Source organism: Streptomyces sp. NPDC006140 (assembly GCF_040628815.1).
Taxonomy (GTDB): domain Bacteria; phylum Actinomycetota; class Actinomycetes; order Streptomycetales; family Streptomycetaceae; genus Streptomyces.
In genome coordinates this window covers 99,234-122,368 of record NZ_JBEXTS010000023.1, presented here as the reverse complement: position 1 = coordinate 122,368, position 23,135 = coordinate 99,234, and the positions used below count along the sequence as shown (strand labels likewise).

22 protein-coding genes and 4 pseudogenes are annotated in these 23,135 nt (G+C 68.3%); 19 read left to right on the top strand and 7 right to left on the bottom strand.

Features of this window, described 5'->3' with window-relative positions; translation table 11 throughout:
* Positions 1–465: 465 nt before the first annotated feature.
* Positions 466–639, bottom strand: a pseudogene (locus tag ABZ386_RS38680) (lytic transglycosylase domain-containing protein); the annotation flags it as partial.
* 379 nt (positions 640–1,018) lie between these two features.
* Between ABZ386_RS38680 and ABZ386_RS38675 the strand changes: the two are divergent.
* Positions 1,019–1,690 (top strand): TVP38/TMEM64 family protein, encoded by a 672-nt coding sequence (locus ABZ386_RS38675; protein ID WP_355727883.1) that lies wholly within the window; start codon positions 1,019–1,021, stop codon positions 1,688–1,690.
* A 385-nt stretch (positions 1,691–2,075) separates the two neighbouring features.
* Positions 2,076–2,370 (top strand): annotated as a pseudogene (locus ABZ386_RS38670) (transporter); the annotation flags it as partial.
* 53 nt (positions 2,371–2,423) lie between these two features.
* Here ABZ386_RS38670 and ABZ386_RS38665 read toward each other — a convergent pair.
* Entirely contained in the window at positions 2,424–2,573 is a 150-nt protein-coding gene (locus ABZ386_RS38665) for a hypothetical protein (RefSeq protein ID WP_356527121.1), read from the bottom strand.
* A gap of 638 nt (positions 2,574–3,211) precedes the next feature.
* Here ABZ386_RS38665 and ABZ386_RS38660 point away from each other — a divergent pair.
* A complete protein-coding gene (locus ABZ386_RS38660; protein WP_356505873.1) occupies positions 3,212–3,412 on the top strand; it encodes a transposase in 201 nt (66 codons plus the stop codon).
* Positions 3,413–3,872: 460 nt separating this feature from the next.
* Here the strand turns inward: ABZ386_RS38660 and ABZ386_RS38655 are convergent.
* A pseudogene (locus tag ABZ386_RS38655) lies at positions 3,873–4,589 on the bottom strand (PAS sensor protein); the annotation flags it as partial.
* Here ABZ386_RS38655 and ABZ386_RS38650 point away from each other — a divergent pair.
* Together ABZ386_RS38650 and ABZ386_RS38645 are read left to right on the top strand one after the other, a co-directional pair.
* Positions 4,482–4,817, top strand: coding sequence for a SpoIIE family protein phosphatase (locus ABZ386_RS38650; protein ID WP_355728871.1), 336 nt, complete (start codon positions 4,482–4,484; stop codon positions 4,815–4,817). The pseudogene ABZ386_RS38655 and the gene ABZ386_RS38650 overlap by 108 nt on opposite strands.
* Complete coding sequence (locus ABZ386_RS38645) at positions 4,814–5,140, top strand: hypothetical protein (RefSeq protein ID WP_355728868.1); 327 nt, start codon at positions 4,814–4,816, stop codon at positions 5,138–5,140. Before ABZ386_RS38650 ends, ABZ386_RS38645 begins: the two co-directional genes overlap by 4 nt.
* A gap of 251 nt (positions 5,141–5,391) precedes the next feature.
* On the opposite strand, the pseudogene ABZ386_RS38640 reads toward ABZ386_RS38645, so the two are convergent.
* A pseudogene (locus tag ABZ386_RS38640) lies at positions 5,392–5,595 on the bottom strand (replicative DNA helicase); the annotation flags it as partial.
* Here ABZ386_RS38640 and ABZ386_RS38635 point away from each other — a divergent pair.
* The 3 genes from ABZ386_RS38635 (at position 5,503) to ABZ386_RS38625 (ending at position 7,520) form a co-directional block, all read left to right on the top strand.
* The gene (locus tag ABZ386_RS38635) at positions 5,503–6,048 is read left to right on the top strand and encodes a hypothetical protein (protein WP_356505878.1); all 546 of its coding nucleotides are present in this window, start codon (positions 5,503–5,505) and stop codon (positions 6,046–6,048) included. The pseudogene ABZ386_RS38640 and the gene ABZ386_RS38635 overlap by 93 nt on opposite strands.
* 83 nt (positions 6,049–6,131) lie before the next feature.
* Positions 6,132–6,995 carry an arsenite methyltransferase gene (gene arsM / locus ABZ386_RS38630; protein WP_355714974.1) on the top strand — a complete coding sequence of 288 codons (864 nt, stop codon included), beginning with the start codon at positions 6,132–6,134 and terminating at the stop codon, positions 6,993–6,995.
* A 189-nt stretch (positions 6,996–7,184) separates the two neighbouring features.
* Positions 7,185–7,520 (top strand): hypothetical protein, encoded by a 336-nt coding sequence (locus ABZ386_RS38625; RefSeq protein ID WP_355714968.1) that lies wholly within the window; start codon positions 7,185–7,187, stop codon positions 7,518–7,520.
* A 370-nt stretch (positions 7,521–7,890) separates the two neighbouring features.
* Here the strand turns inward: ABZ386_RS38625 and ABZ386_RS38620 are convergent, their stop codons facing one another.
* Positions 7,891–8,460 (bottom strand): hypothetical protein, encoded by a 570-nt coding sequence (locus ABZ386_RS38620; protein WP_355714965.1) that lies wholly within the window; start codon positions 8,458–8,460, stop codon positions 7,891–7,893.
* Between the two features lie 232 nt (positions 8,461–8,692).
* Between ABZ386_RS38620 and ABZ386_RS38615 the strand changes: the two genes are divergently transcribed.
* The 5 genes from ABZ386_RS38615 to pstB (ABZ386_RS38595) all read left to right on the top strand — a co-directional run bounded on the left by ABZ386_RS38615 (position 8,693) and on the right by pstB (ABZ386_RS38595) (position 14,653).
* Positions 8,693–10,228, top strand: coding sequence for a substrate-binding domain-containing protein (locus tag ABZ386_RS38615; RefSeq protein ID WP_355714962.1), 1,536 nt, complete (start codon positions 8,693–8,695; stop codon positions 10,226–10,228).
* Between the two features lie 348 nt (positions 10,229–10,576).
* Positions 10,577–11,776 carry a phosphate ABC transporter substrate-binding protein PstS gene (pstS, locus tag ABZ386_RS38610; RefSeq protein ID WP_355714959.1) on the top strand — a complete coding sequence of 400 codons (1,200 nt, stop codon included), beginning with the start codon at positions 10,577–10,579 and terminating at the stop codon, positions 11,774–11,776.
* A 95-nt stretch (positions 11,777–11,871) separates the two neighbouring features.
* Complete coding sequence (pstC, locus tag ABZ386_RS38605) at positions 11,872–12,873, top strand: phosphate ABC transporter permease subunit PstC (RefSeq protein ID WP_355714956.1); 1,002 nt, start codon at positions 11,872–11,874, stop codon at positions 12,871–12,873.
* Positions 12,873–13,769: a phosphate ABC transporter permease PstA gene (gene pstA / locus ABZ386_RS38600; protein ID WP_355714953.1), complete on the top strand. Its 897-nt coding sequence runs from the start codon at positions 12,873–12,875 to the stop codon at positions 13,767–13,769. The genes pstC (ABZ386_RS38605) and pstA (ABZ386_RS38600) overlap by 1 nt, the downstream gene beginning before the upstream one ends.
* Positions 13,770–13,828: 59 nt before the next feature.
* On the top strand, positions 13,829–14,653 hold the full coding sequence (pstB, locus tag ABZ386_RS38595) for a phosphate ABC transporter ATP-binding protein PstB (protein WP_355714971.1): 825 nt from the start codon (positions 13,829–13,831) through the stop codon (positions 14,651–14,653).
* Positions 14,654–14,750: 97 nt separating this feature from the next.
* On the opposite strand, the gene ABZ386_RS38590 is transcribed toward pstB (ABZ386_RS38595), so the two are convergent.
* Positions 14,751–16,820, bottom strand: a complete 2,070-nt coding sequence (locus tag ABZ386_RS38590; protein WP_355714950.1) for a PhoX family phosphatase — start codon at positions 16,818–16,820, stop codon at positions 14,751–14,753.
* 419 nt (positions 16,821–17,239) lie between these two features.
* Between ABZ386_RS38590 and ABZ386_RS38585 the strand changes: the two genes are divergently transcribed.
* The 6 genes from ABZ386_RS38585 (at position 17,240) to ABZ386_RS38560 (ending at position 22,122) form a co-directional block, all read left to right on the top strand.
* Positions 17,240–18,217: a PstS family phosphate ABC transporter substrate-binding protein gene (locus ABZ386_RS38585; protein WP_355714947.1), complete on the top strand. Its 978-nt coding sequence runs from the start codon at positions 17,240–17,242 to the stop codon at positions 18,215–18,217.
* Positions 18,214–19,161, top strand: a complete 948-nt coding sequence (pstC, locus tag ABZ386_RS38580; RefSeq protein WP_355714944.1) for a phosphate ABC transporter permease subunit PstC — start codon at positions 18,214–18,216, stop codon at positions 19,159–19,161. Before ABZ386_RS38585 ends, pstC (ABZ386_RS38580) begins: the two co-directional genes overlap by 4 nt.
* Complete coding sequence (gene pstA, locus ABZ386_RS38575; protein ID WP_355714941.1) at positions 19,158–20,060, top strand: phosphate ABC transporter permease PstA; 903 nt, start codon at positions 19,158–19,160, stop codon at positions 20,058–20,060. Before pstC (ABZ386_RS38580) ends, pstA (ABZ386_RS38575) begins: the two co-directional genes overlap by 4 nt.
* 62 nt (positions 20,061–20,122) lie before the next feature.
* On the top strand, positions 20,123–20,971 hold the full coding sequence (pstB, locus tag ABZ386_RS38570) for a phosphate ABC transporter ATP-binding protein PstB (protein WP_355714938.1): 849 nt from the start codon (positions 20,123–20,125) through the stop codon (positions 20,969–20,971).
* A gap of 57 nt (positions 20,972–21,028) precedes the next feature.
* Entirely contained in the window at positions 21,029–21,817 is a 789-nt protein-coding gene (locus tag ABZ386_RS38565; protein WP_355714935.1) for a response regulator transcription factor, read from the top strand.
* A gap of 14 nt (positions 21,818–21,831) precedes the next feature.
* Positions 21,832–22,122: a hypothetical protein gene (locus ABZ386_RS38560; protein WP_355714932.1), complete on the top strand. Its 291-nt coding sequence runs from the start codon at positions 21,832–21,834 to the stop codon at positions 22,120–22,122.
* A 182-nt stretch (positions 22,123–22,304) separates the two neighbouring features.
* Here the strand turns inward: ABZ386_RS38560 and ABZ386_RS38555 are convergent, their stop codons facing one another.
* The gene (locus tag ABZ386_RS38555; RefSeq protein ID WP_355714929.1) at positions 22,305–22,976 is read right to left on the bottom strand and encodes a three-helix bundle dimerization domain-containing protein; all 672 of its coding nucleotides are present in this window, start codon (positions 22,974–22,976) and stop codon (positions 22,305–22,307) included.
* Between the last annotated feature and the right edge of the window lie 159 nt (positions 22,977–23,135).

Sequence of the window (23,135 nt, the reverse complement as noted above, 5' to 3'; positions counted from 1 at the left end):
GCCACCCGCTACGACAAGACCGCCGAGTCCTACCAAGCCGCCGTCACCCTCGCATCGCTGCTGATGTGGGCGTGACATTTGACGACAACTCCTAGGCGCGCAGCATGCGTTGCTTATCCGGCCGTATCTGTGTCGTCCCGGCCCTGACTTCCAGGCCGCCACCCAAGCTCTGGGGTGAAAAACCCTGTCTTCCCGCTACTTTCGCCACTATTCCACCTAGTACGGGGCAAATCGCCTGTGCGCATATCACCGAACGGTAAGATCCGATGACCGTGAAATGTGACGCGCGCTACGTCGGGGCTTGGCCCCTAGACACCTTTATCGACCTTGAAGCGGAACAGCGTCCGGTAGTTCAGGCTGGTCCATCGCAGTGCCGACCGGACTCCTCGACGGGTTGAACTTTGGGAATCCGGGAGACTCGGAGACCTCATGGAGCGCCGGTGGCCGTGGCCGGGTTGTTATTCAGTCGGCGCCGGCGCACGACATCTTGGATCCGGACAGCGCTTGCACGAGGCCGTAGTCGTCGGACGTGGAGTTGTCCACCCGGTGGTTCCAGCTGACCTCGCGCTCCACGATGTTGCTGAAGCACTGGAACTGGTCGACGGGCGCGATCTGGTAACTCTCGAGATCAGCAAGAGTCAGCCGGAGCGGACTCGCCCTCGTCGCGGCCGCGCGCTGCCTGACCATGTCCGGCTGTCGGTCGGACGGCGCAGACGCCACGACCCGCACGTGGTGGGCCGGCCAGCGGCGGGGACAGACCTTTTCCGTCAAGACTCGCCTGTCGAGGGCGCATAGATCGAATTTAACTCAGGTTCGCGGAGATGATGATCGAGCACCACAACGATGGGACCGAAGGCCGAGCGAAGAATGGCCGTAGTCTTGTTTCCAAGAAGCTCGCCGACGGTGTGGTGAAGGACCGGTCCGCCGAGGCCAGCTGACCGTGTCGAGGCTCGGAACGGTCGGCCGCCTCCATCACCACATGCCGCGCGCCCCGCACCGGACAAGGAAGCTGAAGAAGATGCCGAAGCTGCAGCCGCGAGCCCGACTCGCGCTGCTCGTCGTGCTGCTCGTGGCTGCTGCCTGTTCCCTGCTGGTGTGGAGCCCGGACCGGCTGCTCTCCCAGGGCTTCACCGCCGTGGTGCCCGGTATCTGGGCAGGACCGGCCTTCGCCGTGGTTTTCGCGTTGAGCACGCTCGCCTTCTTCCCGAAGCCGATGCTCAATGTCGCTGCCGGGGTCATTTTCGGTGTATCCGAAGGACTGGCGCTGGCTGTGATTGGAACCACCCTCGGCGCGGTGCTTGCCTTCGGGCTCGGCCGCAGCCTTGGTCGGGAGGCGCTCCAGCCATTCCTGAAGAGAAAGATCCTGGCCGCCATCGACCGCCGCCTCACCGATCAGGGCTTCGTCAGTGTGCTGCTGCTCCGCATCGTGCCCGGCGTCCCCTTCCAGGGGGTCAACTTCGCCGCTGCCTTCTCCGGAGTGCGCCCATGGTCCTTTACGGTTGCGACTGCGCTCGGCGTGCTGCCCGGCACCGCCGCGTATGTGATCGCCGGAGCCACGGCCTCATCCCCCGCCTCGCCGGCCTTTCTTCTTTCGGTAGCTGTCATCGTCACCATGATGGTGCTTACCCTCGCAATCGTGCGGCGGGCGCGGCAAAAGGCCGCTCGGCCGAACGCCGTCGAGCCGGTTTGACCAAGGGTGGGACAGGCCGTAGTCCCGTTTTCCCGAGACAGAGCTCGGTATGACGGTGACAGTGCCCGGTGCTCCGTGAGCGCCTGCGACCTGATCGTGGACGGCCTCCGGGCCAGTCGCCAGGGGGCGAGCCCGTCGCCATGCCGCCTGTTTTCCGTACGTAGGTCGAGCCTCCATGACCGGGACAGCCAGCTCCTGCCAGCAGCGCGACGAACTGCCGTTGCGCACGGCGCCGCGTAGCCCAAGGGTGGAGATACCTCGAACCGAGGTAGGAAGCCTTTCCGGCTTCGCAGCGTTGTGAGGTCATTGGGTCGCGTTGGTTCGCCCCAGGCCCGATGCAACCTCTCACTCCATCTTCACTCGCGCGAAGGCCCTCGCGGAGCATATCTCGCCTCGCCTTGACGTTCTCGATCTCCGAGCAAAGGAGAGGGAAGGAGTCGGGGCTGAAGCTGTTCCATACGACGACAAGCGGCGTGACCGAGGTCACTTCGCGTCTTGCTGAAGCCGAGGCGGATATGCAGGACCTCGTCGAGGCGCACATGGAGACGATGCTAGGGGCGCGGTTCCTGGCGAGCGAGTACGTCCTCGACTGCGCCGACGGCGGACGGATCGACTCACTGGGGCTCGACGAGAACGGAGCACCGGTGATCGTTGAGTGCAAGCGCGGAACCGACGCCGGCCGTCCTTGGCCAGGTGTGGGGGCGGCTCGGGAGATGTGAGCCGCCCCCAGCAATTAGGCGTTCGGCCAGAAGTGTGCGATGTAGCGCTCGACTCCGTGCACCACACCGTGCTGGGTCTGTGCAGGTGCCGCCTCACCGCCGTTGCACACCACTCGCACCGTCCAGGCGCCCGGCCCGTCCGACAACTCGATCGCCTCGGGCATCGGTCCTGCCGCCATCCCCCTGGCGCGCAACTTGCCCGAAGAACAAAAGACGCTGGCCAGGGCTGTCTCGTCCCACTCTCCGGTCGGCACTGCAGGCTCCCTGTCCCAGATCTCCACCGTCAGGGACGCAGTGTGGGTGTGCCCGGCACTGTAGAAATCAAGGCGCCCAGGGCGAGCAGTGAGGAACGTGCCGCTCTAGAAACCCTCAGGGAACAGCACAGGAACCTGCGTATCGTCGAAGTCCTGCAAGGCCCACCCGCCGTAGTCCACCTTCACCGGATACTCCTGGCGCCTGATCAGGCGGGCCATGTCACCCACCCCTTGTCGTCTTCTGGTGCGAGGGGCTCCATCATCGTCGATCTTCGGCGGCGAAATCACCGCGGATCCAGCCTTTGCAGGTGAGGCGGCGGTAGCTGCACAGGCAAGACATGGGCCTCGGCGCTCTTCGATAGACCATGCAGGTGGCTTGACTCAGTCATTGAGTAACCCGATCTCCTGGCGGCGACTCCCCAAAGGGGAGAAAATCGGGCTACGGCCGTCCGGCTGACGTCGCGGAGTCTTGGTGCCACCGGAACCCGACATTGAGGTAGGACGCGGGGGACCCGGCGTCAGGCACCCGGAAGTGTTGCTTCGAGCATGTGAATCAGTACTGGAAGCCGGTGTTCTACCTGCTGGAGAACGACATCGAGACCTGGCTGCTGAACGCCCGGCACATGAAGAATGTCCCCGGCCGCAAGACCGACGTCGCCGATTCCGAGTGGATCTGCAAGATGGCCGAACACGGCCTGGTCCGGCCCTCGTTCGTGCCCCGCCGGAAATCCGGCAGCTGCGGGACCTGACCCGCTAACGCACCGAGGTCATCCGCGAACGCACCCGCGAGGCACAGCGGCTGGAGAAGCTCCTCGAAGACGCCGGGATCAAACTGTCCGCGGTCGTCTCCGACCTGCTGGGCAAGTCCGCCCGCACCATGCTGGAGGCACTGATCGCCGGGGAGCGCGATCCGCTGGTGCTGGCGGAGATGGCCAAGGCCGGCATGCGTGCCAAACGCGAGATCCTGGCCCAGGCGCTGACCGGCCGGTTCACCGACCACCACACGTTCCTCGCCCGCACGATGCTCGACCGCATCGACGCGGTCACCGCGACCGAGCGCCGGCTGAGCCAGGAGATCACGCGGCAGCTCGAACCCTTTCGCCGCCAGGTCGAGCTGCTGACCACGATCCCGGGCGTCAAGGCCAAGTCCGCCGAGGTGATCCTCGCCGAGATCGGCATGGATACGAGCCGTTTCCCCAGCGCGGCGCAGGCGGTGAGCAGGGCGCGTTCGTCGGTGCCGAAGTCGTGCGGGGTGTCCCAGCCGATCAGGCAGGCTCCGGCCATGCGGTTCCCGGCGGGCAGCGGCAGGACGGCGAGGCCGCCGGGGCCGACCTCGGCCATGGCGCGTTCCAGGGGGCTGCCGGCGGGCCAGATGCGGGCCCGGCCCTCGCGCAGCGCGGCGGCGAGGGTGGGCATGGCGCGCACGGGGGCGTCGGGCCACTCGGTGCGCCACTCCGTGCGCCACAGCTCGGGCCAGGCCTCGGGTTCGGGCGGGTCGAGGACGGTGACGACGAGCCGGTCGCTCTCCAGCTCGGCGAGGGCGATCCGGTCGGCCCGCAGCGGCCGGCGCAGGGCGGCGACCACGGCGTTGCCGACGTCGCGGACGGTGACGGCGGTGGCGAGCGCGGTGGCCAGGCGCTGGACGCGGGCCACGTCGGTGACGTCGGAGCGCAGCGTGGAGACGTCGACGACCGTGCCCACAAGCCGCGCGGGGCGGCCCTCGCCGCCGGGCAGATGGCGCCCGCGCAGCCGGAGCCACTTCGGCGGCCCGCTGGGCTGGAGCACCCGGAACTCCAGCTCGCGGTCGCCGATGGACATGTGGTCCGCCTCCACGACGGACATCAGGGACGGCAGGTCCTCGGGTACGACGTCATCCCGCTGCCCGACAACCACGTCGCCCTCGTCATTGGCGACGTCCAGGGCCACAGCGCCGGCGTCGCCACCCTCATGGGCCAGTGCGCACCGCCCTGCGCGCCTACGCCGTCGAGGGGCACCCGCCGGACGTGGTGGTCGCGCACTCCAAACCGGCTTTTGGTGGACATGGAGAGCGACCTGTTCGCGACCTGCTGCTATGTCGACGTCGACCTGGAGGATGTGCCCGGGCAACCACGAGTCCGCCGGCAAGCACACCTCCGGCAAGTCCCGCCCCGGTGACCCCGTGGCTGAAGGGGGCGCTCGGGCTCGCCGCCACCGCGGCCGCCCACAGCCAGAACACCTACCTGGCCGCCCGCTACAGACGCATCGCCGTCCGCCGGGGAAAGAAACGGGCCCTGGTGGCCGTCGGGCACACCATCCTGACCTCGGTCTGGCACATGCTCACCCACGACGCCGAGTACCACGACCTCGGAGGCGACTACTTCGTCCAACGAACCGGCCGCGCCCGGCAGACGCGGCGCCTGGTCAGCCAGCTCAACATGCTTGGCTATCAAGTGTCCCTCCAATCAGGCGGAAGTGGTCTGACCTGCGCGGGTGGTTGATTTTCGAATCAGACTCCTCGTGGTCGATGCGGGCCAGGACCAGGACGTTGGTGGCGGCGACGCTCCAGTCGGCAGCCTCCAGAGCCATGAGAGCGACGCGGGCCTGGCTGCCGGTGAGGACGGCCTGTACGGCGCTCGGGTGAGTGTGGGTGTCGAGGCGGACGTGGGCGTCGATGGCGGGAGTCACGTGGGGGTGTCGTCTCTTCTGCCGGTGGCCGGGCCTTCGGATCCGGCCACCGGCGTAAGCGGGGCTATCGGGTTGCTCGTGTGGCGCGGGCGGTGTGCGCTGGTGTGGTGGTTGGCGGGCCGGCGCGGGTGGTGGGCGCTGTTCGCCGCTGCTGCGTCGGGGTGGCTCCGGTGGCGTGCTGCCAGCGGGTGCGGGCGGCGCTGATGTCGGCGAGGGCGCGGCGGGCGCCGACAACGAGCTGGAACGGGGTGTTCGCCGGCAATCCGCTCCTCCGGCTGGCCCGGACCCAATTCGCCCCGCGCCTGGCGCCGCTGGCGCTGCACGCGACCGGGCTGCGTGGGCGCGTCTTCGTACGGTCTCCGAGCTGGGCGTCCACTACGGGCGGAGCCCCGCCTCCACGGCGGGTTCGCGCCCGCCGCGGCGCGGTCCGCGTGCGGGGGACCGGCTGCCCGATCTGCCGCGCGGCCTCCAGCCGCGGACTTCCGCGCCCGGCTGGCACCTGCTGCTCGCCGGTCCGTCGCACCACTGGTCCGAGGAGGAGCTTGCCGCGGCCCTGCGCGGTCGGGACGGTCTCGTCAGTGTCCATCGCATGGGTACTGCGAGTCCCTGGCCAGGGCTCGCGCACGGCCTCGTACGCCCCGATGGCTATATCGGCTATGTGGACCGGGGTACCCAGCTGGCCGGGCTGAATGCCTACCTCGACCGCTGGCTTCCGCGCTAATTCGACATGCTTCTATGTTGACGAGTGTCGATCCGAGGCGCAGAGTTGTATCCATGGATGTCGAATCAGGAAGGGTGGGTGTCATGGCCGGACAGACGCCCGACGAAGTACGCGAAGCCGTCCGTGCGGGCTATGCGGCTGCTGCGGTGAAGGTGGCGCAGGGCGGTGGGGCCTGCTGCGGGATCGATGGCGGTGCCGGGTGCTGCGGCTCGCAGACCGCCGTCGAGGTCGACGAGAGCTTCGGTGCAGGGCTTTACGAGGCGGGTGAGCGTGCGTCGCTGCCTGCCGAGGCCGTCGCCGCCTCCCTCGGCTGCGGCAATCCGCTCGCCGTCGCCGAGCTGCGCGAAGGCGAACGTGTAATGGACCTCGGGTCCGGTGGCGGCATCGACGTACTGCTGTCGGCCCGACGCGTCGGCCCGCGCGGCAAGGCGTACGGGCTGGACATGACCGAGGAGATGCTCGCCCTCGCCCTGGCCAACGCGAAGAAAGCGGGTGCGAGCAACGTCGAGTTCCTCAAGGGCACCATCGAGGCCATCCCCCTGCCCGCGAACACCATCGACGTCGTGATCTCCAACTGCGTGATCAACCTGTCCGTCGACAAATCCGCAGTCTTCGCGGAGATGTTCCGGGTTCTGGCGCCGAGTGGTCGTATCGGCGTCTCCGATGTCGTGGCCGAGGACCACCTCACCTCGGCGCAGCGGGCCGAGCGCGGGGACTACGTGGGCTGCATCGCCGGGGCGTTGTCGTTCGCCGAGTACCGGCAGGGGCTGGAGGCGGCCGGGTTCACCAACGTCGAGGTGACCGCGACGCATCAGGTGGCCGACGGTATGCACTCGGCCATCGTCCGTGCCACGAAGCCGGAAGCGGCCGGAGCGCCGTCCGAGGCCGGGCTACCCCGGCTGGCCGCCGAGGTGGTCTCGGACGGCGGTTCGTCCTGCTGCGGCTGAGCCGACCGGTTACTCAGTCGGCCCAGACCGCTCAATACCGGACCCCGAACAGCCGGTGGACCGGTCCCCAGCCCGGCCGCACGGTGATGAACGGCAAGACCACGGCAGCGCGGTCGCGGACTGGCGGGCGAGTTCGGGGCAGAGTTGGTGCGGGCGATCCGCACAGGTCTGGCCCAGGGTGCCAGCCCGATGTACGGTCCCCGAGGCCCGTCGAAGCTGACCTGGTACGCCTTCGCGACCGAGTACGCGCGGGCACACTGGCCGGGAAGGGGGGCGAGGACCAGGGACGAGGTCAGCGACGCGCTGACGGCCATCACTCTGGCGATGCTCTTCGACCTTCCTGGCCGGCCGAAGGAGCTGCTGCGCCGTGCCCTGCGGCACTGGGTCTTTCTCGTACCTGGGCCGGAGCAGCGGGAGCTGCCGGCGGAGGACCGGCTGGTGCTGCTGGGGGTACCCCCTCTGGGGGAGGGTGGCGAAGGCGTCCCGGCCACTGGTCGACCCGCACGATCCGGTCTTGGCGCGTGATGTGCTGGGGTCGCTGCGCCGCAAGCTGGACCGCGGTGAGGCGGCGGTGGAGACGATGCTCCGTAAGCGCAAGGTGCTGGTGCGCGTGCTCCACTTCGCCGTGGAGAGAGGCGAGTTGGGCAGTCATCCGTTGGAGGAGATCCGATGGCGGTGCCCAAGCCCAGTATGGCAGTGGATCCGCGGGCGGTGGTCACCCTTACCAGGCGCGCGATCTGCTCAGCGTCGTCTCCTACGTGGGGTCTATCGGAGGGCTCGCGGCCGTCGGCTGGTCGGGTTCTTCGCCGGCATGTACTACGCGGGCCTGCGCCCGGAGGATGGGGTCGCGGTGGCGCTGCCAGACTGCCGTCTACCCGGGACCGGTCGGGGGCGGTTAATCCTGCACCGCACTCTGCCGCAGGCGGGCAAGAGATGGACCGACACCGGCCGGTACCACGACGAGCGCGGGCTGAAGAACCGCCCACCGGGAGAAACACGGGTGATGCCCTTGCCGCCACATCTGGTGGCCCTGTGGCGCGAGAGCGTCGCCACGTTCGGCACTGCCGACGACGGACGGCTGTTCCTCACGGAACAGGGCCGCATCATCAGTTACAACACCTATCACCGGGTGTGGCACGGACTTTGCCCTGCCTCCCGCGCTCGTCGGCACCCCGCTCGCGAAGCGTCCGTACGACTTGCGGCACTCGGCGCTGTCTACCTGACTGTGTGCGGGCATGGACCCGGCCGAGGTCGCCCAGCGGGCCGGCAACAGCGTCGAGGTCTCCTGTCCCGGTACGCGAAGTGTCTCTATGACCGGCAGTCCATCAAAAACCAGCGCATCGAAGAGCTCCTGAGCGCCTACGACCAGCCGCCCGAGCCCGATGAGCAGGACGAAGAGTTCTCTCGCGCAGGACTCTCGCTCTGCGCTCGCCATGTCCTCCAGTATGCCCAGGGCGTCGGACATGGTGGCAGTGAGCAGCAGGTCGACGTGTGTCCACTACCGGAAGCTTGTTTGCCCCTGGCGGTTTAGCCAGGACTCGTGGGCCATGTGCGTCTTGACTCTGCGGCCCCGCGAACGCCAGGCGAACATCTGTCCACCAGTCGCCGACGGTACGGCGAAAGCGCCCGGCGCACGCGCCCCCGCTCCATACCGTGTGCGGACACGTATACATGGCGCGAGGTGCGGGGGCGAACTCGTGGAGTGGTTGAACGCTGAGAACCTGGTGGCGGTGGGCACAGCGGTACTCGGCCTCGTGGCCTCCGTCGCCGTCGTCTGGTACGAGCGCCGGGTTCCGCGCCGTAAACGCATCGGTTTCCGCGTCCAGATGGACACTCCGGTCGGCAGCCACGCCCGTAACGGCAGACGGGCCAACGTACGGCTTGGTCTGTTCAACGATTTCTCCGACCTGTCCGACGCCACCCTCGTCCTGCTGCGTATCGAGAACGACGGCGTCCAGGGCATCGCCAGCGAGGACTACACCAGCCGTGAACGCCATGGCCTCACCGCGTGTTTCACCGGCCGTACGATCCGCGGTATCGCGATCACCCAGCCCTCTGCCACCGCCCATCTGATGGAGCACTTCACCCCGGCTGCGGGCCTGCGCCACGACGAGGACACCCTGTACCTGCCGAAGGTTCCGCTCAACAAGGGCCAGCATTTCAAAGTGCTGGCCCTGCTGACCGGTGGAGCGGTCGGTGACGAGGTCGAGGTGACCGGCGGTATCCGGGAGGGCGAGGTGAAGCGCAACCAGAGCACGACCGTCGACGACAAGCCACCCCTCTTCAGCAGGCCGGCCCGCCTGATCACGGTTCTGTTCACCGTATGCATCATCACGCTCGCCTCCATGATCGTGATACGGGGCGACGTACCGACGCCCATCGGTTGCGCCACGGGCAGCCTGACCGTGACGGGATCCACCGCCTTCGCGCCGGCGGCGGAGAAACTGGCGGAGAGCTACGAAGCGGCCTGCCCTGACTCGGACATCACCGTGGATACGCGCGGCAGCACCGCCGGGATCCGGGCGTTGGACGCGGCGGGCGCCGAGGCGTCATCATCCGGAGGCTCCGCGTCCGTGATCGCCTTCTCCGACGGCCCCAAGCCGAACGACTACCCGGAACTGCTCGAGAATCCCGTCGCGGTCTCGGTCTTCACCCTGGTGGTGAACGATCGGGTCACGGTGACGGATCTGAGCCTGACCGAGGTGCGGAAGATCTACCAGGGCGAGATCCGCAACTGGCGAGACGTCGGTGGCCCGGACCTGCCCATCCTCCTGGTCAGCCGCGACGCCAATTCCGGCACCCGCGAGGTCTTCCAGCGGCAGGTTCTGAAGCGTAACGAGCCCGCCAATTCCTCCCGGGACTGCCGCACCAAGGACGACCCCGACGCCACGGTTACCCGCTGCGAACTCGACAGCACAGCACAGGTGCTGAGCACGGTGGCCCGCCTGCCCGGCGCGATCGGTTACAGCGAACCGCGTTCCGCCTCCGCCACGAAGGGCCTGCACTCGCTGCGCATCGACGGGCAGACGGCATCCATCGAAACCATCGGCACCAGCGGCTACCCATACAGGGAAATCGAATACGCCTACACCTACGGCCGCCCGCGCGCCGACTCGCTCGCCGCCAGCTTCATCAACTACGCGACCCGCGGCGCCGGTCAGGACGTCGTACGCGACCAGGGGCACTTCCCGTGTCTCAGCCCGGAGGGGCTGCGGCTCTGCGGCGGGCAGTGACCCGCAGTCGCGACCACGCCCCGGGGAGCCGTTTCTCGACGCCCGCCGCCGGCAGGAGGCCGACCAGTCAGCAGCACTGCCGACGCTCGACCAGGCAGCTGTCCCCCCTGCTGGCGCTCGTGGGTGCGGCCGTCTCCGCGGTCGAGCAGCCGGCCCGCGTCTTCTGCGCACGTCGCTGTTGACATCCCCATAGATAGATGACCGTTTCAATAGATCGCCATCAACATAAGCGGGTCCCTTGTTCGCCGTGCGTCCATAGATTGTCGTCTTTAAAGACATGCGCCGTTCTTAGTTTCCCGGCTGGAGCGACGCGCTGGGCGTCGCGGTGTCAAGAGGGGCAAAGTGCCCATGGCTCGCAAGATGCTCGCCACGCTCGGCTCGACTGTGGTGGTGGCTCTCGTGGCCACCGGCTGCGGCAGCACCAGTGACGTCGGTTCGGACGGCGGCAGCAGTACCCAGGGCAGCAGTGGGGCCAAGCAGGTGGCCTTCGCCGGCCAGATCTGCGGCAAGGGCAGTGGTGCCAAGCCCGGCTACAAGAACACGATCGCGGCCCTTTCGGGCGGTGCGTCGAAGTTGTCGGGTGCGGGCTCCACGTTCGTGGCGCCGATGATGTCGGTGTGGACGAAGGACTACAGCGAGCAGGCCAAGGTCGAGGTCGCCTACCAGTCCATCGGATCCGGCGGCGGTGTGCAGCAGATCAGCGCCAAGACCGTCGACTTCGGCGCGTCGGACACCCCGATGAAGGACGACGAACTCAAGGCCGCCAAGGGCGGAGCGATCCTGCACATCCCGCTCACGCTGGGCGCGGTGGTTCCCGCATACAACGTCAAGGGCATCAAGGCGGGCCTGAAGTTCGACGGACCCACCCTCGGCAAGATCTTCACCGGTGAGATCAAGACGTGGAACGACCCGGCACTGAAGAAGCTCAACCCGGGCGTCGACCTGCCGAACGAGCCGATCGCCGTGGTCCACCGCTCGGACGGCTCGGGCACCACCGCGGTCTGGACGGACTACCTGACCAAGGAGTCCCCGCAGTGGGTGTCCAAGCTCGGCGGCAAGGACAAGAGCTTCGGCAAGGAGGTCGCCTGGCCCACCGGCATCGGCGGCAAGGGCAACGAGGGCGTGTCCGGGCAGGTCAACCAGATCGAGGGAGCCATCGGGTACGTCGAGCTCGCCTACGCCCTGTCGCAGAACATGAACTACGGGCAGGTCAAGAACAAGGCCGGCAAGTTCATCCAGCCGTGTGTGGAGACCGTCTCCGCGGACACCGACGGCGCGCAGTACCCGGCCGACCTGCGCACCTCGCTGACCGACGGCACGAACGCGAACGCCTACCCGATCACCGGCACCACCTACGGGCTCGTCTACCAGAACCAGACCGACAAGGCCAAGGCCGACGCGCTGGTGAACTTCCTCGCCTGGGTACTGACAACCGGTCAGGACGACGCCGAGCAGATCCACTACGCCCCGCTCGGCAAGGATCTGCAGGCCAAGGCGTACGCGCAGCTGAAGAAGATCACGCTCAACGGCAAGCCGCTGGTCAAGTGAGCTGACGCGCCCCGTGCTGGCCGATGCCGGTGGGCCTGATCGACAGCGGGCCCACCGCCAACCCTCCGAACAACTCCCCTCGTACCTGGAGCATCATGACCGGCATACCCGCTGACCGGCCCGCCGTGTCGCTGCGCCACCACCGGGCCCGCTGGGCCGGCGGCGACCGGCTCTTCCGCGGCGGGGTCACCGCTGCCGGGCTGTTCGTCGTCCTGGTCCTGCTGGCCACCGCCGTGTTCATCGTGGACAAGGCATGGCCCGCCATCGCCCACTACGGACTGGGCAGCTTCTTCGACTCCGCACGGTGGGCGCCGTCGGAGGCGGTCGCGGGCAAGGCCGACCCGAACCCGTACGGGATCCTGCAGTTCCTGTACGGCACGCTGGTCACCTCGGCCATCGCCATGGTCATCGCCGTGCCGGTGTCCATCGCCGTGGCGCTGACCATCACGGACGTCGCACCGGCCTTGCTGCGCAGGCCGCTGTCCTCGTTGGTGGACCTGCTGGCGGCGATCCCCTCGGTGGTCTACGGCTTCTGGGGCATCTTCGCGCTGATTCCCGCGCTCAAGCCGTTCGGCGACTGGGCGGCCACCACCTTCGACGGTGTCCCGGTGCTGGGCACCGTCTTCGGCGGGCCGTTCTTCGGAGTCTCGTACTTCTCCGCCGGGGTGGTCCTGGCGATCATGGTGCTGCCGATCGTCACCGCCATCTGCCGCGAGGTCTTCGCCACCGCGCCGGCCGCCGAGAAAGAGTCCGCGTACGCGCTGGGGGCGACGCGGATGGAGATGCTGCGCATGGCGGTACTGCCGCGCTCGCGCTCCGGCATCGTCGGCGCCTCGGTGCTGGGCCTTGGCCGGGCGCTGGGCGAGACGATCGCCGTGACCATGCTGATCGGCAACAACGTCCTGTCGATCACCAAGTCGATCCTCGGGCAGGGCGCCACCATGCCGTCGGTGATCGCGAATGAGTTCACCGAGGCCAACCAGCCCTTCCACCTGCCATCCCTGTTCGTCGTCGCCGGCTGCCTGCTGGTCCTGGCGCTGATCGTGAACACGCTCGGCAAGCTCATCGTCCGCCGCACGGGGGAGAACATCGCCTGATGGCCACCCACCTCGCCTCCCGCCCCGAGGCAACGCGCCGCCCGGGCGGCCCGGCCCTGCGCCGCCGCATGACCACCAATGCCCTCGGCACCGGCGTCCTCTATCTGGCATCCGCCGCCACGGTGGGCGCGCTGCTGTGGGTCCTCTTCTACGTCGCCGAGCAGGGCTTCAAGTACCTCGGCCCCGAATTCCTCACCACCACGCCACCCGGCGACCCCTCCCAGGCCGGCGGCGGCTTCCTCAACGGCATCATCGGCTCGCTGATCGTCGTCGGGCTGGCCACCGTCGTGGCGGTACCGCTGGGGATCGCGGCCGCGGTGTGCGTCGTGGAGTACGGCGGGCGCCCCGCCCAAGCCGTCAGCTTCCTCACCGACGTCCTGATCGGCATCCCCACCATCGTCACCGGCGCGTTCGTCTACGCCCTGTGGGTCACCCGCTTCGGCTTCTCCGGCTACGCCGGCGCCATCTCCCTGGCGCTGGTGATGCTGCCGCTGATCGTGCGGACCACCGCCGAGATCTTTCGCCTGGTGCCGCACGAGCTGCGTGAGGCCAGCCTCGCCCTCGGGGTCACCCGGGCCCGCACAGTCGTCTCCGTCGTGCTGCCGACCGCCCTGGGCGGCATCACCACCGGCGTCATGCTGGCCGTCGCCCGCGCCATGGGCGAGACCGCACCGCTGCTGCTGACCGCGCTCGGCAACGACCTGTTCGTGGAGACCAACCCGGCCCACCGGATGTCGACGCTGTCGCTGCAGATCTTCTCCAACGCGATCACCGGCTTCAAGGCCGCCCAGGCCCGCGCCTGGGCCGGCGCTCTCACGCTCGTCATCCTCGTGCTGCTGTTCACCGCCCTCGCGCGGCTCGCCGGACGCCGCAGCACCGTGACGAGCGCCCGGTGAAGCACAGCCAACGCAACCCCCTGACCGTCCTGGACCTCATCGCCATGAAGGAGCCCGAGATGCCGACGCCGGCGCCGCCCGTAGACCAGCCACGGACAACCAGGTTCGCCCCGGCCCGCATCGACGTTGTCGACCTGACCGCCTCCTACCGGGGCCGGCCCGCTGTCGCCGACGTGAACCTGGCCATCGAGCCGCGCCAGGTGACCGCCCTGATCGGCCCCTCGGGCTGCGGCAAGTCCACCCTGCTGCGCTGCATGAACGGCATGCACCTGATGGCCCCGCACGCGAGCGTCAGGGGCAAGGTGCTCCTGGACGACGCGGACATCTACGCCGAGCGCGTCAACCCGGTGGAGATCCGCCGCCGGGTCGGCATGGTCTTCCAGCGGCCCACGCCGTTCCCGACCATGTCGATCCGCGACAACGTCCTCGCGGGCCTGCACCTGGGGCGCAGGCTCAGCCGTGGCTCCCACGACGACCTGGTCGAGCAGGCATTGACGAAGGCCGGTCTATGGAAGGAGGTCAAGGACCGGCTCAAGGCGCCCGGCGGCGGTCTGTCCGGTGGCCAGCAGCAGCGGCTGTGCATCGCCCGCGCGCTCGCCGTCGAGCCGGAGATCCTGCTGATGGACGAGCCGTGCTCGGCCCTGGACCCGATCTCCACTCTGGCCATCGAGGATCTCATCAAGGAGATCAAGAAGACCTACACGGTTGTCATCGTCACGCACAACATGCAGCAGGCCGCGCGTGTCTCGGACACCACGGCGTTCCTGACCGTGCAGGGCGCGGGCGAGCCGGGCCGGCTGATCGAGGTCGGCGACACCGAGCTGATCTTCAACACCCCGCGGCAACAGGCCACCGAGGACTACATCTCCGGCAAGGTCGGCTGACCGCCCCTCCCGTGCACGCCGGTTCGGGAGGTCCGGAAGGGCGGTACTACGGGCCCTGCCTGGCAGCCGACGGGCTGCCAGGCAGGCGAGGCCGTGTCTACTGGCGCTTGTCGTTCCAGACCGTCACAACGGACGGCCGCGGGATGCTGCCCGGCCCGTCGGGCCAGACGGAGCCGGGCTTCTCGGCGGTGGAGCCGTCGGTCTCGCCCGGGTGCTGGGGCGCGACCAGGATGCGGTCCTTGGTGATGATGGGGCCGCAGCACTCGGCGCCGACGGGCACAGTCAGGAACTGCTTCACGTGCCCGCGCTGGGATCCCTTGACGGGGACGGAGAAGAGGCCGTCGTTGAAGCCGAGGGCCGCACCGTCGGTGGCGATCCACAGGTTGCCGTACTCGTCGAAGGCGACGTTGTCGGGGCAGGAGATCGGGCTGACCTGGTTCTTGTCGAAGCCGGCGAAGTACGTCGAGGGGTCCTCCGGGTCGCCGCAGACCAGCATCAGGCGCCAGCGGAAGCTCTTCGCCGCTGCGTTGCCGCGGTACTCGTCGAGCTCCAGGATGTGGCCGTGCTTGTTGCCGGTGCGCGGGTTGGCCTCGTCGGGGCCGGCCTTGCCGGTGGCGCCGCGGTCCTTGTTGTTGGTGAGGGCGACGTAGACGCGGCCGGTGTGCGGGTGGGGCTCGACGTCCTCGGGCCGGTCCATCTTCGTGGCGCCCACCTTGTCTGCGGCCAGCCGCGTGAAGACGTACACCTCATCGGCGCTCATCCCCGGCACGTGCGAGACCGAGCCCGAGGCGAGCGGGATCCACTCACCGCCGCCGTCGAACTCCCCGTCCGCCGGGAGCTTCCCGGTGCCGTCGATCTCGGTGGCCGGGCTGTCGCCGGTGAACTTCGCGACGTACAGGGTGCCTTCGTCGAGCAGGCGCATGTTGTGCTCGCGGGCGGCGCGGCTGTGGCCCTTCTTGTACGCGTGCTTGGAGACGTACTTGTAGAGGTAGTCGAAGCGTTCGTCGTCGCCCATGTAGAGGGCCACGCGGCCGTCGGCCGTGATGCGGGGCTCGGCGGCCTCGTGCTTGAAGCGGCCCAGCGCGGTGCGCTTGCGCGGGGTCGAGTCGGGGTCGTACGGGTCGATCTCGACGACCCAGCCGTGCCGGTTGGGCTCGTTGGGCTCCTTGCCGATGTCGAACCGGGAGTCGTATCGCTCCCACTTGCGCTCGCTGGCACCGGTGGGCAGGCCGTAGCGGGCCAGGCGGGCCTTCGCGGTCGGGTCGGTGACGGCGGCTGCGTTAGCGAAGTACTGGTTGAAGTTCTCCTCGCCGGACAGCACCGTGCCCCACGGGGTGATGCCGCCGCCGCAGTTGTTCAGGGTGCCCAGCACCCTCCGGCCGGTGGGGTCGGCGCTGGTCTTGAGCAGATCGCTGCCCGCCGCCGGGCCAGTGAAGTCGAAAGGCGTGGTTGCGGTGATGCGGCGGTTGAGGACATCGCCGACAACGGGGAACAGCCGACCGGAGCGACGGTCCTCGCGGACGACCAGAACCGTCAGGCCGTGGGCGGCCCAGGCGATCTCGACCTGCTCGCGGGTGGGGTTGGCCGGGTCGTAGCCGTAGAACATGACCTGTTCGCTGGTGTACTCGTGGTTCACCACGAGCACCTTCTGGCCATGACGGCGGGGCAGGTCCAGCAGCGCCATGTAGTCGGCGTTGTATCCGAACTGCCGCGCCTGTGCCCGCGCGCTCTGCTTGCGGGCGTCGAAGCGGGGAGCCCCGGTGAGGACGGGGTCGCCCCACCGTATGACGACCTGCTGGGCATAACCGTCCGGGATGATCACCGCGTCGGCCGTGTTCGGGTCGACAGGAGTGAAGTCCAGGCCACGCGGGGGGCGCGAACCCGACGAATGGTCCTGGCCGGCGGCTGCCACCGTCGTCGCCGCACCGGCGGCACCGGTCGCAAGAGCCAGCACAGCGGCGCCCTTGAGAGCACCTCTGCGTGACAGGGCCCGTTGCACAATGTCGCCGAAGTACGGGTTCAGCGTGCGGTTGGGAGCATCGTGGGAGCACGCGTCGCCGCAGCGGTAGCGGCAGGTCAGGGCCGAGCGGGCGGTGTTGTGGCTGGGGCTGGGGAGCACGGGCAGCTCGGCACGGCGCCCGGTGTGGTCGCCGGACTGATCAAGCACGGTTGCCTCCACGCGATCGAAGTAGGTGTTCCCGGCCGCCCGAAAATAGGCGGGTATCGATGCGTGACGCTAGGGGGCAGCACCCATCCGGGGGCGGCCGTAAGGTGAACTCTGGTCGAACCCTGCCTGCCGGGGGTGCGGACTCCGGCGCGCGGCGGTAGCTTCCGCTTACTCTCGCCTTACCGAGTTCAGTCATCTGTACCTGCACGAATGTGCAGGTCAGCAGCTCAAAGTCACGTTCCGCCACTCGATAGCAAGATCCTTCTATATAGATAAACCGCTATCATTCATACCTTGGCAGGGCCCCGTACACCTGCTGTTCACATAGGCTAGCTTCGATCCAACTGTCCGAGCGGCGCGCACCGCGCACTCATCCAGACGGCCGGAAATCTCCGGCGGACACGAGGATTGAGAGTCACGTGAACATTCCCACTTCGTTGCGCCGGGCCAAGGCACCTCTGGCCCTGACGGCTGCTGTGATGCTGGCCGCGAGTGCGTGCGGCGGCGGTGACGCCGGCAGCTCCGGCGATGGCGACGAGCTGTCGGGCAAGGTGTTGATCGACGGATCCAGCACGGTCGCTCCGCTGACGAGTGCGGCCTCGGAGTTCTACGCCGAGGAGCCGGGCAAGAACAAGGTGCAGGTCACGGTGGCCACGTCCGGCACCGGCGGCGGTTTCAAGAAGTTCTGCGTCGGCGAGACGGACATCTCCAACGCCTCCCGTCCGATCAAGGACGAGGAGATCAAGACCTGCGAAGAGAACAACGTCAAGTACGAGCAGTTCGCGGTCGCCAACGACGGTCTGAGCGTCGTGGTCAGCAAGGACAACACCTGGGCGAAGTGCCTGACCGTCGAGCAGCTGAAGAAGATCTGGGAGCCCGGCTCCAAGGTGAACAACTGGAACCAGGTCGACCCCAAGTTCCCCAACGAGCCGCTGAAGCTGTTCGGCGCGGGCACCGACTCCGGCACCTTCGACTACTTCACCGACGCCATCAACGGTGAGGAGGGCGCCTCCCGCACGGACTACAGCGGCAGCGAGGACGACAACGTCACCGTGACCGGCGTGTCCGGGACCAAGGGCGGCATGGGCTACTTCGGCTTCTCCTACTTCGAGGAGAACGCGGACAAGCTGAAGCTCGTGCAGATCGACGGCGGCGACGGCTGTGTCACCCCGAGCGTGAAGACCGTGCAGGACGGCACCTACAAGCCGCTGGGCAGGCAGCTGTACATCTACCCCTCGGACGCCGGCCTGAAGAAGAAGCAGGTCCTCGACTTCGTCGAGTACTACGTCGAGAACAACAAGAAGATCGCCGAGGACTCCAAGTTCATCCCGCTCAACGCCGAGCAGGAGAAGGAGCTCGAGGCGGCCCTGGCGAAGCTGAAGGAAGCCACCAAGTGACAGGCTCCACCGCCAAGTCCGCCGCGGGGACCGGTTCCCGGTCCCTGCGGCGGACGCGCCCGCGTTACGGCGAAGCCGCGATCAAGGGGCTGCTGCTGACGGCGGCCCTGGTCTCGGTCGCCACCACGGTGGGCATCGTCGTCTCGCTGATCCCCCCGGCCGTGGAGTTCTTCCGGACGGTCAGCCTGTCCGAGTTCTTCACCGGCACCCAGTGGACGCCGCTGTTCGCCGACAAGCACTTCGGTGTGCTGCCGCTGGTGGCCGCCACGCTGGTGATCACGGGCATCGCGCTGCTCGTCGCGATCCCCGTGGGCCTCGGTGCGGCGATCTACCTCAGCGAGTACGCCCGGCCCGGTGTCCGGAAGGTCCTCAAGCCCAGCCTGGAGATCCTCGCAGGTATCCCCACCGTGGTGTACGGCTTCTTCGCGCTCGCGTTCATCACCCCCCTGCTGCGGGACATCCTGCCCAGCGGCTGGGATATCTCGGTGCGCAACGGTCTGTCGGCCGGCCTGGTGATGGGCGTCATGATCGTGCCGACCATCGCCTCGCTCACCGAGGACGCGCTGTCCGCGGTGCCACACTCGCTGCGCGACGGGGCATTCGCGCTCGGCTCCGGCAAGCGCACCGTCTCGGTCCGCGTCGTCGTCCCCGCCGCCCTGTCCGGCATCGTCGCCGCCTGCGTCCTGGGCATCTCCCGGGCCGTCGGCGAGACCATGATCGTGCTCATCGCGGCGGGCTCGACGCCCGAGTTCACCATCAATCCGCTGGTGGAGATGGAGACGATGACCGCGTTCATCGCCCGGGCAGCCTCCGGAGACGTTCCGGTCGGCTCGATCTCCTACAACACCATCTTCGCGGTGGGTGCCCTGCTCTTCCTGGCCACCTTCGTGATGAACATGATCAGCATTCGGCTGGTGCGCAAGTACCGTGAGGTGTACGAATGACCGCCCCCGTCATCGACAAGCCGACGGCTCCCGGTCGCGGAACTCTGGCCGGCCCCCGGTGGCGACCGGGCGAGAGCCTGTTCCGCTGGATGCTGCTGGCCTGCCTGGCCATCGGGATCATCTTCCTGGTCTCGCTGCTGACGTACATCCTGATCGAGGCATGGCCGCGGCTGGACGCCCGGCTGTGGAACAACTTCCCCTCGATCCGCCGGCCCGAGAACGCGGGCGCCCAGTCGGCGATCTTCGGCACGATCTGGGTCATCTCCTTCACCGCGCTGTTCTGCCTGCCGACCGGCATCATGGCGGCGATCTACCTGGAGGAGTACGCCGACCACACCCGCTGGTACAACCGGCTGATCGAGCTCAACATCCAGAACCTCGCCGCGGTGCCCTCGATCATCTACGGCATCCTCGGACTCGGCCTGCTGGCACGGCAGTTCGCTCTCGGCACGACGGTGCTGACGGCCGCGCTGACGCTGTCGCTGCTGGTGCTGCCCGTGGTGATCATCTCCTCGCGGGAGGCGATCCGCGCCGTGCCGCAGTCCATCCGGCAGGCGTCCCTCGCGCTGGGTGCCACCCAGTGGCAGACCATCTGGCGCCAGGTACTGCCCGCCGCGGTACCGGGCATGGCGACCGGAGCGATCCTCGCTCTGTCGCGTGCGATCGGCGAGGCAGCCCCCGTGATCATGCTGGGTGCGGTCACCTTCGTCATGTTCAACCCCGAAGGTCTGCAGAGCCAGTACACGGTGCTGCCGGTTCAGATCTACAACTGGATCAGCCAGTCCCGCACGGAGTTCCACCACCTGGCCGCCGCCGCGATCATCTTGCTGCTGGGGCTCCTGCTGCTGATGAACGCCGTCGCGATCTGGCTCCGCAACCGCTACTCCCGCCGCTGGTGACCCCCATGGCCCAGACAACCGGCAAGCCAGTCACCATCGTTACCTCTCCGCAGGAGACCGCCATGACCCCTCCCTCCGACTCCGGCGGCGGCACCAAGGCCCCGCAGGTCACCTACCGTGACGCCCCGTCCCTCGTCAGCCCGGTCTTCGAGGTCGGCAGCCTGTCCGTCTTCTACGGTGACCACGAGGCCGTCCGCGACGTCAACATGACCATCGGGCACCGCCAGATCACGGCGATGATCGGCCCGTCCGGCTGCGGCAAGTCCACCGTGCTGCGCTGCTTCAACCGCATGAACGACCTGGTGCCCACCGCCCGCGTGGTCGGCAAGATCCGCTACCACGACGAGGACCTCTACGGAAAGGACGTCGACCCGATCGAGGTCCGGCGCCGGATCGGCATGGTCTTCCAGAAGCCCAACCCGTTCCCCAAGTCGATCTACGACAACATCGCCTACGGCCCCCGGGTGGGCGGCTTCAAGGGCAACCTCGACGACCTCGTCGAGGAGACCCTCACCCACGCCGCGCTGTGGGACGAGGTCAAGGACAAGCTCAAGACCTCCGCGCTGGCGCTCTCCGGCGGCCAGCAGCAGCGGCTGTGCATCGCCCGCACCATCGCGGTCAAGCCGGAGGTGATCCTCATGGACGAGCCCTGCTCGGCCCTGGACCCGATCGCCACCGCGAAGATCGAGGACCTCATGGAGCACCTGGCCCAGGAGTTCACGATCGTCATCGTCACGCACAACATGCAGCAGGCAGCGCGTGTCTCGCACCGCACCGCCTTCTTCACCGCCGACGTCGACGACAAGGGCGTACGCCACGGCCGCCTCGTCGAGTACGACGAGACGGAAAGGATCTTCGGCAACCCCTCCGACCAGCGCACCGAGGACTACATCTCCGGCCGCTTCGGCTGAGCGATGTCCCGTCCGACGTCCGTCCCTTTGCGCGCATCACGTGAAGGAGTACTACGGGTGACACCCGACGCACATCGGCCGCCAGGTCCCGCTCCACAGCGCGGTCCCGACGGCCCCGAAGCCGGCACTGCCCCGGACCTGCTACTGGCCGAGCCCGACACGGCGCTCGCCAAGGCGGCCACGGCCCGTTTCGCGCGCTCCGGCGTGCGCACCGTCGTGTGCCACGACGGCGCCGAAGCCCTCCTCCAGGTGGGCGCGCGCCACCCGCGGACGGTGCTGCTGGCCGCCCCGCTGCCGGTCGTCGGTGCGGCGAGGGTCACCGAACTGATCGCCCGTCTGCACCCCGTCCCAGTCATCGTGGGCGCCGGCGCCGACGGTGCACAGGAGGCGACCGCGGCGGTGGCGGCCGGTGCGGTCGCCTTCGTCGCCCGCCCCTACCGCGCCGAGGAGATCCTTCCCCTGCTCATGGGCGGCCGTGTCGGCGACGGGTCGGCGGAGACGCTGACCGTCGGTGACATCGAGCTTGACGTCGCAGGTTTTCATGTCTACGTCCGGGGCCAGTCCCTGCAATTGCCGGTCCGTGAATTCCTGCTGCTGCGCTATTTCATGGAGCGCCCCAACCGGGTCATCAGCCGTGCCGAACTGACCAAGGCTCTGTGGGGCACCGAAGAACTCCCCAGCAACACGCTCACGGTGCATATCCGCCGGGTCCGCAACAAGCTGCGCGACGAGGCGGGCAGCTGCTGCACGATCGACGCCATCCGCGGCATGGGCTACCGCCTGGAGTGCAGTTCCCCGGCGGCGGGAACAGCGGCCGTGTCCTCCCGCCCGGCTCCGGCGCCGTAGAGGGGGTCCCTGCCGTGCCGGACACGCCGGAGGAGGACTCCTACATCGACCTGCCGGTCTGGGCCACGCGTTACCCCCGGTTCGGCATCGTCCATGGACGGCACCACATCCCCACCGTCGGCATGCTCCTGCACCGCAAAGGGTGGTTGTCGGCGAAGGTCCGCGTGCGGTTCCTGCCCATAGGCCAGACGCAGTGGCGGACCTTCACCACTGACCGTGTGACCCTCGTGGAGATCATCACCGCGGGCAACCTGGCCGAGGCACGGACGCTGATCTCCCTGTGCCTCACTGACGCGGACCCATGACCGCGGGTACGCGTCCCCACAGACTCCGGCCGGCGGGCTGCATGGCGGTGCCCCGCCGGCCGGTTCAACTCGGCGTCCTTGCCACGTGGTTCGGTCATATGCGGTCATCCGGGGGACGGAGGCGTCCCGCGAGGGTGATCCGCACGCCTATGACGCCATGCATCGCCCCTCGGGCCAGCACCTCACGCCCGGGACGCCCCGGTCGGCAACAGCTCCCGCGCCAGCACGTCGATCCGCACGGCCAGCGCGTCCCGCACCGACCGAGCGGTCTCGATGTCGAGGCCACTCAGGTCCGGCAGGTCCCAGTCCAGATAGCGGCGGCCGGGGCGGACCGGGCAGGCATCGCCGCAGCCGAGCGTGACCACCACATCGGCGGCTGTGACCACCTCGGTGGTCAGCGGCTTGGGGAACTCCTCTCCCGTATCGAGCCCTTGCTCGGCCAGCAGTTGCTGCACCACGGGGGAAATCTCCTTACCCGGAGCGGAGCCTGCGGTCAGTACCCTGACGGCTTCACCGGTCCGGCGGCGCATCAGCGCGGCGGCCAACTGGGACCGGCCGGCGTTCTCCGTGCACACGAAGAGCACCTCCGGCGCCGGCTTGGGCGAAAGCCCCAGTCCGCGCGCGAGGGCGCCCAGCCGCTGGTCGGCGAACCGCTCGACCAGAACGGGCAGGTGGGTCCCCACGCGAGCCTGACGGCTCAGCAGCGCGGCGCACTCCTCGACGTACTGAGCGACGGTGGCCCGCGAGAACGACCTGCTGTGCCGGGCGGACAGCCTGCCGGTGATGCGCTCCAGCACGGCACTGGCGTCCCGCAGCGGCGGGGTCGGGCGGCCGAGTCCGCTTTGCTCGCCCATGGGGCACCTCCTCAGAAGGGGAGTCCCGCACTCCCTTTGAACTCGCATCATAGGTAAATGTCTATGAACTGGGTAGGGTGCATGAAAAGTGAACGCTTGATGAATAATGCTGCGTAGAGCCTTTGGCCAGAGCTGGCCGTTCCGAGCAGACCTTATGGT

Bases quoted from the DNA above. Each gene is read 5' to 3' on its own strand.
- ABZ386_RS38555 (WP_355714929.1), bottom strand. From the start codon at position 22,976: ATGGGCGAGCAAAGCGGACTCGGCCGCCCGACCCCGCCGCTGCGGGAC.
- pstB (WP_355714971.1), top strand. From the start codon at position 13,829: ATGCCGACGCCGGCGCCGCCCGTAGACCAGCCACGGACAACCAGGTTC.
- ABZ386_RS38625 (WP_355714968.1), top strand. From the start codon at position 7,185: ATGTACGGTCCCCGAGGCCCGTCGAAGCTGACCTGGTACGCCTTCGCG.
- ABZ386_RS38675 (WP_355727883.1), top strand. From the start codon at position 1,019: ATGCCGAAGCTGCAGCCGCGAGCCCGACTCGCGCTGCTCGTCGTGCTG.
- pstA (WP_355714953.1), top strand. From the start codon at position 12,873: ATGGCCACCCACCTCGCCTCCCGCCCCGAGGCAACGCGCCGCCCGGGC.
- ABZ386_RS38620 (WP_355714965.1), bottom strand. From the start codon at position 8,460: ATGTCCGACGCCCTGGGCATACTGGAGGACATGGCGAGCGCAGAGCGA.
- ABZ386_RS38665 (WP_356527121.1), bottom strand. From the start codon at position 2,573: ATGCCCGAGGCGATCGAGTTGTCGGACGGGCCGGGCGCCTGGACGGTG.
- pstA (WP_355714941.1), top strand. From the start codon at position 19,158: ATGACCGCCCCCGTCATCGACAAGCCGACGGCTCCCGGTCGCGGAACT.
- pstS (WP_355714959.1), top strand. From the start codon at position 10,577: ATGGCTCGCAAGATGCTCGCCACGCTCGGCTCGACTGTGGTGGTGGCT.
- pstC (WP_355714956.1), top strand. From the start codon at position 11,872: ATGACCGGCATACCCGCTGACCGGCCCGCCGTGTCGCTGCGCCACCAC.
- arsM (WP_355714974.1), top strand. From the start codon at position 6,132: ATGGCCGGACAGACGCCCGACGAAGTACGCGAAGCCGTCCGTGCGGGC.
- pstB (WP_355714938.1), top strand. From the start codon at position 20,123: ATGACCCCTCCCTCCGACTCCGGCGGCGGCACCAAGGCCCCGCAGGTC.